General features: G+C 50.6%; 12 protein-coding genes and 1 pseudogene. 6 read left to right on the top strand and 7 right to left on the bottom strand.

What is annotated here, in order from left to right:
• Positions 1–47: 47 nt before the first annotated feature.
• The 5 genes from I2D94_RS06860 to I2D94_RS06880 all read right to left on the bottom strand — a co-directional run bounded on the left by I2D94_RS06860 (position 48) and on the right by I2D94_RS06880 (position 4,774).
• Positions 48–1,352, bottom strand: a complete 1,305-nt coding sequence (locus tag I2D94_RS06860) for a PTS sugar transporter subunit IIC (RefSeq protein WP_195396097.1) — start codon at positions 1,350–1,352, stop codon at positions 48–50.
• Positions 1,353–1,381: 29 nt separating this feature from the next.
• On the bottom strand, positions 1,382–1,684 hold the full coding sequence (locus I2D94_RS06865) for a PTS sugar transporter subunit IIB (RefSeq protein WP_195396098.1): 303 nt from the start codon (positions 1,682–1,684) through the stop codon (positions 1,382–1,384).
• 31 nt (positions 1,685–1,715) lie between these two features.
• Positions 1,716–2,027, bottom strand: coding sequence for a PTS lactose/cellobiose transporter subunit IIA (locus I2D94_RS06870; protein ID WP_072684811.1), 312 nt, complete (start codon positions 2,025–2,027; stop codon positions 1,716–1,718).
• Between the two features lie 157 nt (positions 2,028–2,184).
• Complete coding sequence (locus I2D94_RS06875) at positions 2,185–4,092, bottom strand: BglG family transcription antiterminator (RefSeq protein ID WP_195396099.1); 1,908 nt, start codon at positions 4,090–4,092, stop codon at positions 2,185–2,187.
• Between the two features lie 364 nt (positions 4,093–4,456).
• Positions 4,457–4,774, bottom strand: coding sequence for a hypothetical protein (locus I2D94_RS06880; RefSeq protein WP_072684813.1), 318 nt, complete (start codon positions 4,772–4,774; stop codon positions 4,457–4,459).
• Between the two features lie 755 nt (positions 4,775–5,529).
• Here I2D94_RS06880 and I2D94_RS06885 point away from each other — a divergent pair.
• The 6 genes and pseudogenes from I2D94_RS06885 (at position 5,530) to I2D94_RS06905 (ending at position 10,922) form a co-directional block, all read left to right on the top strand.
• Positions 5,530–6,549, top strand: a complete 1,020-nt coding sequence (locus I2D94_RS06885) for an asparaginase (RefSeq protein ID WP_195396100.1) — start codon at positions 5,530–5,532, stop codon at positions 6,547–6,549.
• 147 nt (positions 6,550–6,696) lie between these two features.
• Positions 6,697–7,710: an adenosine deaminase gene (gene add, locus I2D94_RS06890; RefSeq protein WP_195396101.1), complete on the top strand. Its 1,014-nt coding sequence runs from the start codon at positions 6,697–6,699 to the stop codon at positions 7,708–7,710.
• Positions 7,711–7,933: 223 nt separating this feature from the next.
• Positions 7,934–8,380, top strand: a complete 447-nt coding sequence (locus I2D94_RS06895) for a MarR family winged helix-turn-helix transcriptional regulator (RefSeq protein ID WP_072684817.1) — start codon at positions 7,934–7,936, stop codon at positions 8,378–8,380.
• Positions 8,381–8,496: 116 nt separating this feature from the next.
• Positions 8,497–8,622 (top strand): annotated as a pseudogene (locus I2D94_RS18490) (hypothetical protein); the annotation flags it as partial.
• A gap of 46 nt (positions 8,623–8,668) precedes the next feature.
• A complete protein-coding gene (locus tag I2D94_RS06900) occupies positions 8,669–9,751 on the top strand; it encodes an MATE family efflux transporter (protein ID WP_255524732.1) in 1,083 nt (360 codons plus the stop codon).
• Between the two features lie 574 nt (positions 9,752–10,325).
• Positions 10,326–10,922: an AAA family ATPase gene (locus I2D94_RS06905; protein WP_195396102.1), complete on the top strand. Its 597-nt coding sequence runs from the start codon at positions 10,326–10,328 to the stop codon at positions 10,920–10,922.
• 336 nt (positions 10,923–11,258) lie between these two features.
• Here I2D94_RS06905 and I2D94_RS06910 read toward each other — a convergent pair whose 3' ends face one another.
• The gene (locus I2D94_RS06910) at positions 11,259–11,639 is read right to left on the bottom strand and encodes a hypothetical protein (protein WP_195396103.1); all 381 of its coding nucleotides are present in this window, start codon (positions 11,637–11,639) and stop codon (positions 11,259–11,261) included.
• 90 nt (positions 11,640–11,729) lie between these two features.
• Positions 11,730–12,380 (bottom strand): PD-(D/E)XK nuclease family transposase (locus tag I2D94_RS06915; RefSeq protein ID WP_195396104.1); only part of this gene is annotated, 651 nt, incomplete at its 5' end.

Raw genomic sequence — 12,380 nt, forward strand, 5'->3', positions numbered from 1 at the left:
CCTTTTCTTTTTAAAAAGGATGCGTCGCCACATCCTTGGTTTGTCAGCTATTTGGAAACGGTGATGGCTTCGGTCTCACTTTCCGCCTGTTCTTCCTTCATCGCCGCCTTTTCCGCGATTTTGAAGAACGGAAAGAAGATTGCGACGGAAACCGCCACCAGAATCAATCCCCAGATCAACCCGGAAATCGAATTGGTCGCCATCCAGAAATAGATCGGGGTCGGGATGACGTTGGACAGCGCGACGCCGGTCATCGGTGCGACCAGGCCCATCCGCATGACCATTGACGTCAACATGACGCAGATTCCCGGGCACAGGACGCAGGGCAATGCCATGATCGGATTCAGGATGATCGGGAACCCGAACATGACCGGCTCAGTAATGTTGAAGATCGAAGTTGCGATGGACAGCTGGCCCAGACTCTTGTATTGCTTCGCTTTCGAGAACAGCAGCAGGATCGTCAGACCGAGAATCCCGACGTTGGTGATCGGCGTCAGCATTGCCCATTCCAGATATGGAGCCGCTTCCCCGGCCGCAAAGGCCGCCATGTTCGCCTGCGTTGCCGCGGAACGAATCGAGCCCAGCGTCGCGTAGGTCAGCATATCGCCATGGATGCCGAACATCCACAACAGCTTGCCGGACATCAGATACAAGGCCGCGCCGATCGGATTGGCGCCGATCCCCATCAGCGGTTTCTGCAGCATCGTGTAGATAAAGCTCTGCATCGTGCCGTAAGCCGTCTGCGCAAAGCCCATGCGGACCGCCATAAACAGAATGAAGACTAGTCCGGCCGGAATCATCGTTTCAAACATGCCGGCGACGGAAGGCGGGATGGAATCCGGCATTTTGATCTTGATGTTTTTTTCCAACAGGAAGACGTAAAGCCGTGCGCCGATCAGGCCGCAGATCATCGCGACGAAGATTCCCTGCGAACCCAGGACGCTTAAAGAAAGAACGTTGCTGGCAAGACCGGTGATTGTTTCTCCGGCTTCGTTGACCAGGCTGACCGCCGCTTCAAACGGCGTGACGATCATGAACGAGCCGAATGCGACCATCGCTGCCGGCAGCGGCCGCTGACCGAATGATTTCGCCGTTTCGTAGCCGACGCACAGGACGACCATGATAGCGTAGAGATTGGAGACCATATTGATCGGAATCGAAAGGATGTTGCCGAACCCGCTGGTGGTCAGAAAGGTCTGCCAGGGGCCGATCGGAATCGATTTGACCAGGGAAAAGAGCGACGCGCCGATGGAGAAGGCGGCGATGCCCATGAAGGCGTTCATGATGATTTTCACATAGCGCAGCTGTGCGAATTTCATGACTTTCTCAGTGATTTTATCCAGTTTACTCATTGTTTTCTCCTCTATTGATTCAGAAGGGCTTAATCCTCCATCAGCTTTTGCGCGGCAGCCAGGACCTTGACGCCGTCCAATCGGCCATAGGCAACCATGTCGATGACGTCGACCGGCAGATCCGGGCATTGTTTCCGGACGTTGTCCAGCTCATAGCGGACCTGCGGGCCGATCAGGATGCAGTCAGCGGTTTCCGCGGCGGTTTTCGCCTGGCTGACCGACGAAGCGCTGATTGTGCATTCGTAGCCGGATGCTTTGGCGGCGGCGCGCATTTTGTTCATCAGCATGCCGGTTGACATGCCTTGGGCGCAAAGCAGAACGATATTTTTCATAGTTTACTCCTCTTACAGTATTCTTTGTGGTTTAAGCGGCGGTGCGGATCATTTCGATCATCTCCGCGGCCAGATCTTTTACGGTCATGGCATTCATCACGTGATCCTGCGCGTGGATCATCAGTAAGGAAAGCGGGACGGGGCTGCCGTTGGTTTCCGCAAAGATCAGACCGGTTTGACATTGGTGCGCATCCACCATTTTTTTATCGCATTCGATCATCAGCGCGTCTGCTTCGTCAAAGTGTCCGGCACGAGCGGCGCGGATCGCCTGAATCGCCAGGCTGCGGGCGTCGCCGGCCGCGGTAATCAGCCGCATGATCGTCAGTTCCATTTCATTTTCCATTTCCTAAGCTCCTTTCCTTGTTGGGATCAAATCCGTCCATTCCTTCTCTGCAGCGAAGGCCGGACCGGACTTCCGGTTGACAAATTCAGTCTAGCATGGCTTTTTCAGCAACTCCAACCGGAATGTTGCCGGGAAAGCTGCGGTATTTTTTGAAAGATCATCGCCGCCACGCTTCCTTCAGACAGTCCATCAGACAACTGAAGGTGCGGTGCGCAACCGTTTTTTCGACCAGCTCGATTTCGGAAAGATAATTGGTAATCGTGCGGTAAAATGCTTCCGCATCAGGATCCTGTTCAGCCAGCGAGATCAGAAAGACAACCTGAACGTCGTGATGTCCCCAGAAGACAGGCTGTTCCAGGATTGCCGCCATCACAAACTTGCCGTTGCCCAGAATCTGACTGGGATGCGGAATCGCCACGCGGTTGCCAAAGTCGGTTTGTCCCATTTCTTCCCGCTGCATGACCAGTTCGAAAAAATTATCTGGTACGGACCGATAACGATTGACCGCCTGACAGATCGCCGTCAGCGCCTGTTCTTTGGTCTGCGCTTTCACGCAGGGCAGAAACAGCCGGCTGTCAAAATAACGATAGAGGAAACGATCGTCGCCGTTTTCAAAGATTTTCTGGCAGCTGTTGATTTCCTTATCGCTTAACAAAAGAGAAACTTCGTAGACCGGTACCGGCAGGGGAATATTGAGCGGCACAGTCGTGAAAACAAAGTCGATCCGCAAGCCTTTGAAATCCAGCTCTTCCAGATCGAAGACCGTGGCTTCGACGATCCGGTTGATGTACTTGCCGAAGGCTCGTTTATAATTGTAAAGAAACAGCTGCGAGGTCCCCCGCCCGGACACGCATACAACCACGATGTTATAGCGGCGTGAGGGCCGGTCGCGCTGTTCCATCGCCAAAGCGAACAGCACGGCCAGATAGGCGATTTCATCCTCCGGCATCGCTTTGCCATAATGGCTCGACAGCACAGAGCAGGCGCAGACCGCTACGGTATAGGCGAACGCGTATTGCCGCTGGATTTGAGCGAGGATCGGATTTTTCAGCGGGATGTTGTAGCGCATGCGGATATCCAGCGGCACCATGTGCTGGTTGAGGGAAACGCGCAGCTCCAGATTATCGCGGAAATCAAGAAGCATGCCTTCGTAAACGGCGTTGAGCATCTTTAAGACAAGTTCGTCGATCTGCGCGCTGATGACGAGATTACTTCCGTATTTCCCCTGTGAATCCGAGCTGGCTTTGCCGCTGATATGCAGCGCGATATACAGCTGTTCGTCTTCCGAATACGTCACGTCCAGCTGCTTTCGGATCGCTTCGCACACCTCTTTCGCCGTCTGCAGAATTTGTTCGCCGACTAACTGACGCATTTCTGAGCGCGCACTGTTGGAGTAGATCATTGGCTGATGACTGCGGATCCGTTGATTGGCAATGACCAGGTGGACGATCAAATTCTCAAAGGAAGTTTCCGAGATTCGGATGTGATGGATGCGGAAGACTGCGCTGAGAATTTCAAAGAGGATCTGGCCGTCTGCTTTCTGGGTCGGGCTTGTGAAGCTCATGTTGTTTTTATACAGGCAGTTGGCGATGCACAGCCGGCGGTTGAACTCGCTGCCTTCAACACGGATTCCATAATTCGGACGGCGGCTGATCGTCAGATGATACAGATTCAGAATTGCTTCCACCTGTTTCAGATCGGCGGTGACCGTATTGCGCGAAACGTAGATCATCTGGCTCAGTTCCTCCAACTTGACATAGTCCGGATGATATAACAGATACCCTAATAGAAAATCTACCCGTTGGGCGAAGGTGGAAGGAATGTGCGTTTGCGGCGTTTCCTTCAGCCAGCGATGCAAAGCGTCGTCATTTGTAATCCTGAGCTGATATCCGATGCCGGGTTTGGCGATCAGCTGCGCGCCGTGTTCATCCAGGACTTCCGCCAGAAGCTTTAACCGCGAGCGCACGGTTTTTTCACTGAGATGCATTGCGGCGGCAAGCTGAGCGGAAGTGATCGGCTGGTCGGTTTTTAACAACGCGAATAATCGTTTCATTTCCGGTTCCATGGAACTGTCCCCCTTTTCGTGATGCTGAACTTTCAATTTTAAAATAACATTTTTTTAAAGGAAACTCCAACCAAGATAAACGGAAAACAGCTCCGGTAAAAACTGTGCGGCGCTTAAGAAAGATGATTGGAAAATCAGGTGAATTCAGTTCTATTCTGAGAATGTAACCGGGTGGCCGGTGTATAAATTGAACAGGATCATTGATCCGAGAATCAAAAAAGCAATGCCCATTCACGCTTGCAAAAAAAACGGCATAAAGAAAAACAGCCGGATCGGCAGGCTGTTTCTTTGCGCATTGATTATTTTTTATGCTGTGGCTTGCCAGGTATGAAAAAGAGAGCAGCGAATAAATACTGAATTGAGCTTAATGGAAAAACTGGTAAGCGATCACCAGATTGATTGCCAGCGGCAACGCTGCGAAAAGGTATGGAAGGAAAGGAACGGAGACAAAATCATTCTGTTGCATTCTTTCATGAGACCGCCGCGTAAGCTGATAGGCAGAGCCTTGAAGAAAATCCATCGAAATGTGGCTTGCCCCGGCATAGGCAAAAACAATCAATGCCAATCCGATCAGCCAGAGCATGTCCCACCGTTTATGAAATCCCCATAATAAGACAATCTGGACAAGCAGGCAAAGGATGAAATAAAGTCCGCCGAGCAGCAGGATTTGTTTTCGTTTCATGATAACCCCTCTTTTCTGAATGTGCTCTTAATTTTCTTCTTTTCCATAGTAATGAAACTTTTGACAGACACTTCTTCTTAATCTTATTATAACGTTATTACCGGTTTTAAGCTAACTTTTCTTTTCTGTTTTCCAATTCGTTTTTCTCTGTCCGGCATGTCGGATGAAGTTGATAAAGAACAAGATCCAAGCTAAAATAAAGAAGGATATAATGGAAACAAGTCCGAATTGTAATGTTAGGCAGAATTAAAATAAAATCGGGGAATCATCAGAAATGATCGAAGAGCCTGTTCAAAAACAGATTGGCAGGGGAGAAATGGCGGCAGAACTGCTTGCGTCGCAGAGAATAAAACAGGGGGAAAGGCTGCCCAATCCGATCTGATCCGCCGCGGATATCGAGTCCTTGCAGTCAAAGCAGTGAATCGAAACGGCGCAGATAGGAGAATTATGGAATTCCAGACCATAACGGGAAGCTAAAGGCTTTTTGGAGATTAATGAGGCAGCGGTTGAAATTCAAACAGAGAAAACGCTCGCAGAAGATGAAGATGACAGGGGAGAAGTTCCTGATTTTGGAGTATAATCCCCTTCTTTGTCTAAGCGGTCTCCATTTGATTCAGGCGAACGCCGATTTAAAACACTGGATGTCTGAACAGGACGTGTACAATTTTCGGGGCGGTTTTCGGATAGGGACGACCGTTACTTATAAATGGGAGTACATGGGGAAACAGAATACGAAGAAAGAGGGGCTTAAGATTATGAATTCTGCTCGAAAAAGAATCGCATGGCTGACTACCGGCGGTACGATTGCCTGCGCCCAACAGGAGGAAGGGCTGACGCCGCAGCTGGACGCCGGGGGATTACGCCGGTTATTAGGCACATTGATCGATCAATATGAAATCAGAACGTGGGATTTATTCACGCTGGACAGCTCCAATATTCAGCCGGAAGAATGGCAGCGGATTGCGGAAAAAGTGGCTGAGCTGATTGAAGAGGGCTGGGCCGAGGGCTTGATTTTGACCCATGGCACCGATACGATGGCCTATACCGCTTCCGCCTTGAGCTTCATGTTGGAAAATGTTACGCTGCCGGTTGTGCTGACGGGTTCTCAGCTGCCCCTGGCAGACCCTTTAAGCGATGGTCTGGAGAATATCCGGACGGCGCTGGCGATGGCGGCGAGCGGTCATGCCGGAGTTTTCGTGGCGTTTAACCGGCAGATTTTATTAGGGACCCGCGCGGTGAAAGTCCGTACGACCAATTTCCAGGCATTTGAAAGTGTCAACGTCAAACCGGTCGGCTGGATTGACAGCAGGGGATTGAATATCCGGGCCGGGTTGCTTCCGCATATCGACGGTCCGTTTCAGCTGCGCAGCCAGCTGTGCAAGGAAGTCGTGCTGATCAAGCTGATCCCGGGCATGAATCCGAAGCTGTTCGACGCGTTGATCCAGATGGCCTGCCGCGGCGTGGTGATCGAAGCTTTCGGCATCGGCGGGCTGTCGTTTATCCGGCGGGATCTGACGGCGAAGCTGCAGGAGATGACCCAGGCCGGCATCACGGTTGTTGTGTGCAGCCAGTGTCTGTATGAACAAAGTGATTTCAGCGTCTATGAGGTCGGGCAGAAGGCGCTGCGCTACGGCGTGCTGGAAGGCAAGGATATGACCAGCGAGGCGGCGGTCACCAAGCTGATGTGGGTGTTGGGGCAAAGCGAGGATCCGCAGATGATCCGGCGTTTGTTTGAAACTAACCGGATTCATGAACGCAACGAGAGTTTCGATTGACAAAGCCGGTTAAACGGCGTAACCTTAATTTCAATAAAAGCAGGTTTATTCTGTTCAGGCAGAAGCCATCCGCTTTAAGGATGAATGCGGCATCGGGATAAACAGAGGTAAACAAACAATAAAGAGAAACAGAATGGGGGTTTTACCATGGAATATTCATTTCCGAAGATTGATTTACACGTCCATTTAGACGGCTCGCTGCCGTTAAAGCTGGCCTATGCCTTAGCTCAGGACCGCCAGCTGATCACCCCGGACTGCACGCTGGAACAATTCCGTGAGCGGATTGTCGTCGGCCGCGACAACGGCAGTCTGAACGAGTTTCTGGCACGCTTTGAGTTGCCGATCGCGATTCTGCAGGATGAAGAAGCGTTGGTGCTCTGTACCCGTGAGCTGATCAAGACGCTGGCTCTGCAGGGGTTGGCATATGTGGAATTGCGATTTGCGCCGCAGTTTCATACGCAGAAGGGATTGACGCAGCATCAGGCGGTCAAAGCAGTGATCAAGGGCATGCGGATCGCAATGTGTGAGCATCCGCAGATCAAGGCCGGTTTAATTTTGTGCATGATGACGCTGGGCGAACCATCGCTCAATCATGAAGCCAATCTGGAAACGATCCGGACGGCTCGGGACTTTAAGGGCAAGGGCGTCGTCGCGGTGGATCTGGCCGGTGCGGAGGGCATCACGCCGATGGAAGGCTACCGCGATTGTTTTAAACTGGCGAAGGAATATGGCATTCCGTATACGATCCATGCCGGAGAAAGCGGTCCGGCCGCTTCAGTCAAGGCGGCGCTGGACCTGGGGGCCAGTCGGATCGGGCATGGCGGTCATTGTCTGGAGGACAGCGCAGTAATGCAGGAAGTGATCGACAAGAAAATTCCGCTGGAAATGTGCCTGACGAGCAACGTGCAGTGTCGCAATCAGCTTTCCTACAGCGATCATGCGCTGAAGCCGTTGATGGAACACGGCGCGGTTGTGACGCTGAACACCGATAACATGACAATCAGCGATACGACGCTGGATCAGGAATATGATAAAGCGGTGCGGTATCTGGGGCTGACCCGGGAGGATCTGATTCATCTGAATCTCAACAGCGTGCGCGCGGCGTTTGCGGATAAAGAGCTGAAGCAGCAGCTGACGCGCCAGCTGATGGAATGTCTGTAAGCGGAGAACAAATATAAATAAGAAACCAGGAATCAGCCGTCGGAGTTTGGGATATCAAGCGGTGTTCCTGGTTTTTCTTCGGTTTTGTTATCTGACGTTGGCTGTGATTGTGGACTTTGGAACATCTTTCAGGCTCTTAAAACGGGATGATTTGACAGACTTCGCGGATCGTTCTATAATTAGGAAGCTAACTATTAGGTACCTAATGAAAGGGGTTGGACTTATGAATAAACCTTTTTGTATTTTATTTTCCCGGGCTTACCGCGCGCAGACGGCGCAGATTCGCCCGCGCATGGCCGACCAGGGCATATCAATGGGACAGCCGAAAATCCTGCATCTGTTAACGCGCGGCTCGCAAACACAGGTGGAACTGGCGCGGGCCTGCGATATCGAACCGGCGACAGTGTCTAAAATTCTGGATTTGATGGAACAGGCCGGGATGATCGAAAGGGTGCGCAGCGACAAGGACCGCCGCAGCATTCAGGTGCAGATCACGCAGTTCGGCGCACAGCAGCATGCCAGAATGAGCGAAATTCACGCGGAAGTCGAAGCGCTGGCCCTGAAAGGTTTCAGCGTGGAGGAACGCGAGCAGTTTATCGGCTACATCCAGCGGATGACGGATAATCTGCGCGGTGAGAAAACGACGCCGGAAGGGGAAAATCGGGCATGAGCGGTCAGGCGACGTTGAGTCAGGTCGAGAAAATGACAACACAGCCGATCCCGAAGCTGATTACAACATTGGCGGTGCCGACGATTATCAGTATGTTGATCACCTCGATTTACAACATGGCGGATACGTTTTTCGTCTCCCGGCTGGGTACCAGCGCGACCGGTGCGGTGGGGATCGTCTTTTCCCTGATGGCGATCATTCAGGCAGTCGGCTTCACGCTGGGCATCGGCTCAGGCAGTCTGATCTCCCGTTTATTGGGAGCACGGGAACATGAGGAAGCGGAGAAGATTGCGAGCACCGGTTTTTTTTGCGGCGATCGCATTCGGACTGGCGCTGACGGTGTTTGGTCTGATTTTCATCGATCCGCTCATGGCGTTGTTGGGTGCGACGAAGACGATCCTGCCGTATGCCCGCGATTATGCCAAATACATCCTGCTGGGTGCAGCGATCATGTCGTCCTCTTTTGTGCTGAACAATGTGCTGCGTTCAGAAGGTAAAGCGACACTGGCGATGGTCGGCATTACGGCTGGCGGTTTGTTGAATATTGTGCTGGATCCGATTTTTATCTTTACCTTCCATTTGGGGATTGCCGGGGCGGCGATCGCGACGATTCTCAGTCAGATCATCAGTTTTCTGATTCTGCTGGGTTGTTTTCTGACGCATAAGAGTCTGCTTCATCTCAGTTTTCGAAATATCTCATGGAAGTGGAAAGACCTGTCGGCGATCATCAAAACGGGTCTTCCGTCTTTTTTCCGGCAGGGCTTGGCGAGCATTGCGACGGTGATGCTGAACGTCAACGCGGCGGTTTATGGGGACGCGGCCGTGGCGGCGATGTCGGTTGTCGGTAAGGTGTTCATGTTAATCCTGTCCGTTTTGATCGGCTTTGGTCAGGGCTATCAGCCGGTTGTCGGTTTCAATTACGGCGCGGGCTGCTACAAGCGGGTGAAGCAGTCGTTTACGTTTACCACGATCGTCAGCTTTGTGATGATGGGCATTCTGGCAGTTGCCGGCTTCATATTTGCGCCGCAGGTGATCCAGCTGTTTACCAAGGCTGACGCTCAGGTGCTGGAAATCGGGACGTATGCAATGCGGGCACAGTGTCTGGCGTTGTTTATCCAGCCGCTGGGCGTCATTGCCAACATGACGTTCCAGTCGATCGGCAAGCCGGCGGAGGCGACGTTTTTGTCCGCCTGCCGTCAGGGTGTATTCTTTCTGCCGCTGATCCTCATTTTGCCTCAGCTGTGGCAGCTGCGCGGCGTTGAATTGACGCAGCCGTTGGCCGACGTGCTGACGTTTGTCGTCTGTTTTCCGTTTTTGTTCAAATTTTTTAACGATCTGAACCAGAAGATCGTAAAGCATGAAAGCGAATAATTCGCACGCTGGATAGAATATTGAATAAAAAATTGACACTGGTTAAATTGTAAAAGATCAAAGCCTGAAAAGGAAACGCAGTGAGATCAAAGCCTGAAAAGGAAACGCAGTGAGATCAAAGCCGGACCATGACTGAAAACTTCGCAACGAACAGTATTGGTATAACATCAGCCGCTGTTCGTTGCTTGTTTTTGTGATGAATGACCGCTTATAAAAAAGTCAGTTCGCGATCAGAGCTGGGCGTCGTTATACTATTCATTCTAAAATGTTTGTTTCTGCCGGGGACGTCAATCTTGTCCTATTGTCTGCCATTGATGATTTGTTTTTTAAGAGAATGCCGGCTGGCTGGATTTCAATTACGGAGTATAATAGAAGTAAAGGAAAGACTTGTCAGCTTCTTGATTAAAATAAGATCAGAGTATATCTTTATCGGGGGGGGGTCTTGTTTCTCGCTTTGATTCTTTCAGCTTAAGCAAAATATTACGGGCCTGTAAAAGGAATCGTTGGATCGTTATCTGGCCGGCGTTATTGCCGTGATGATAGAAGCGAATACTGGAAAAGGAGGAGTTCGAGGATGACAAACAACAGAATTGTAACAATCAGCCGTCAATTCGGCAGCGGAGGACGGACCGTGGGAAAACAGCTGGCAGCCCGGCTGGGGATTCCGTGCTATGATCAGGAACTGATTGAAAAACTGGCGCAGGCCAGTGGTTTTACGCCGGAGATGGTGGCGAAGCAGCAGGAGGCGTCGCCTTACAGCAGTCACTGGGCATTCGCGTTATCGGAGGGGCAGTTCATGGGGGCTTCAATCCAGGATCAGCTGTGGCAGCTGCAGCGAAAGATTATCCTGGAATTGGCAGAAAAGGAATCCTGCGTGATCGTCGGCCGATGTGCGGATGTGATTCTTAAGGATCATGCGGATTGTCTGACAGCGTTTATCCACGCAAAAAAAGAAAAACGGGCGAAACGGATTGTCGAGGTGTATGGCGAAACGAATGTCGAAATTGAAAAGCGGATTCGGGATAAGGATAAGCGTCGTGCAGTTTATTATGAGTTTTACACAGGCCAGACCTGGGGACTGGCTGAGAATTTCCATGTTGCGCTGGACAGCGGCGAGCTTGGCATCGAGCGGTGTGTCGACATTCTGGCGAATTTATATCAGTGTCGTTAAAAAAGATTCCGGACTTGGAGAATATCCAATACCGGAATCTTTTTTGCTTTGGACAATGCTTAGATCCGAACTTCGAGGTCGCAAAGTATTTGTTTTGTTCATGCAGAGCATTTTACAGAGTACAGATGCCTCGGATATCGACGTGTTATAGGATTTTCTATCCAGGAGAATCAGTTTTTCTTCGTACTGGATTGTTAAGTTTGTTTTTTTGATGATTTCTTCCTTCACCTATAAAGGAGTGAGGGTAAATTTCTGCTTGTTTCGTTGAAATTCTTATGTAATTCAGAACACTATCAAAGACATCTGTTGCCGGATGAGTTTTGGCAGAAAGTTAGGTTATTCTCCTGCTATCGTGTTATCCGCTGACTGGAATTGTGATTCTGTCATGGCTTGGTTTAGTTTCGGGCGTTCTTCTATTTTTAACTGTTCCAGTTGTTGAAGACTGATCTTGGTGCAAAGCTGGATGAGCTGATCATTACAATGATTTCTCAACATTTCCCTTGCGGTTTCTAATCGTTGCTTTTCGATGCCTTGTTCTATGCCTTTCTCAATACCTCGCTCAATGCCTTGTTCAATGCCTTGTTTGATGCCTTTCTCAATGCCTTCTGCCAAGCCTTCCTGCTTGCCCTCATAGCGCAGCTGCGCCATATCCATCAACCGGCGGTTATGCTCAAACGCCGCATCCCGCATTGCCGGATTACTGCTCATTCGCTTCATTACGCTGTCTGCCTCCTTAAAGATTTCCTGCCCGATCAAGGATTTAGATCATACTACTCATTAAACTTCATTTGGATCAGCTTCCTCTTTTTAGTCGCTTGTCCGATGGGATTTCTCCGAATCGTCCTCGGTTTGATTGAAACCGGAAACGATTTCTTTCTTTAACTGCTCCAGTTGTTGAAGACTGATCTTGGTGCAAAGCTGGATAAGCTGATCATTACAATGATTTCTCAACATTTCCCTTGCGGTTTCTAATCGTTGCTTTTCGATGCCTTGTTCGACACCTTGTTCAATGCCTTGTTTGATGCCTTTCTCAATGCCTTCTGCCAAGCCTTCCCGTTTGCCCTCATAGCGCAGCTGCGCCATGTCCATCAACCGCCGGTTATGCTCAAACGCCGCATCCCGCATTGCCGGATCACTGCTCATTCTCTTCATTACGCTGTCCGCCTCCTTAAAGATTTCATCCTCTTCCACTAACCGGACTGCTACCGAATCACTGTGTTCCTCGTCATACCGTTCGAGAAACCAACACCACTTTTCTGCCCGGCTCAGCTCTTCATAACTATGATTCATCTGAATTATCTTCTTCATCTCTATGATAACCACCGTGATCAGATTTGTCAAGATGTCATGATCCAGGATCTCCGCTAACTGATAGACATGAATCGCTTTCTCCGGCTGATCTGCTTTCGCCGGAAAGTCGAAGTCCAGCAGAAACAGCTGATCCACCGGCGTCAGCGC

Origin of the sequence: Holdemania sp. 1001302B_160321_E10 (genome assembly GCF_015552275.1) — a bacterium.
Classification (GTDB): domain Bacteria; phylum Bacillota_I; class Bacilli_A; order Erysipelotrichales; family Erysipelotrichaceae; genus Holdemania.

Excerpts from the sequence above, each read along its gene's own strand:
- I2D94_RS06860 (WP_195396097.1), bottom strand. The coding sequence starts at position 1,352 with ATGAGTAAACTGGATAAAATCACTGAGAAAGTCATGAAATTCGCACAG.
- I2D94_RS06865 (WP_195396098.1), bottom strand. The coding sequence starts at position 1,684 with ATGAAAAATATCGTTCTGCTTTGCGCCCAAGGCATGTCAACCGGCATG.
- I2D94_RS06870 (WP_072684811.1), bottom strand. The coding sequence starts at position 2,027 with ATGGAAAATGAAATGGAACTGACGATCATGCGGCTGATTACCGCGGCC.
- I2D94_RS06875 (WP_195396099.1), bottom strand. The coding sequence starts at position 4,092 with ATGGAACCGGAAATGAAACGATTATTCGCGTTGTTAAAAACCGACCAG.
- I2D94_RS06880 (WP_072684813.1), bottom strand. The coding sequence starts at position 4,774 with ATGAAACGAAAACAAATCCTGCTGCTCGGCGGACTTTATTTCATCCTT.
- I2D94_RS06885 (WP_195396100.1), top strand. The coding sequence starts at position 5,530 with ATGAATTCTGCTCGAAAAAGAATCGCATGGCTGACTACCGGCGGTACG.
- add (WP_195396101.1), top strand. The coding sequence starts at position 6,697 with ATGGAATATTCATTTCCGAAGATTGATTTACACGTCCATTTAGACGGC.
- I2D94_RS06895 (WP_072684817.1), top strand. The coding sequence starts at position 7,934 with ATGAATAAACCTTTTTGTATTTTATTTTCCCGGGCTTACCGCGCGCAG.
- I2D94_RS06905 (WP_195396102.1), top strand. The coding sequence starts at position 10,326 with ATGACAAACAACAGAATTGTAACAATCAGCCGTCAATTCGGCAGCGGA.
- I2D94_RS06910 (WP_195396103.1), bottom strand. The coding sequence starts at position 11,639 with ATGAAGCGAATGAGCAGTAATCCGGCAATGCGGGATGCGGCGTTTGAG.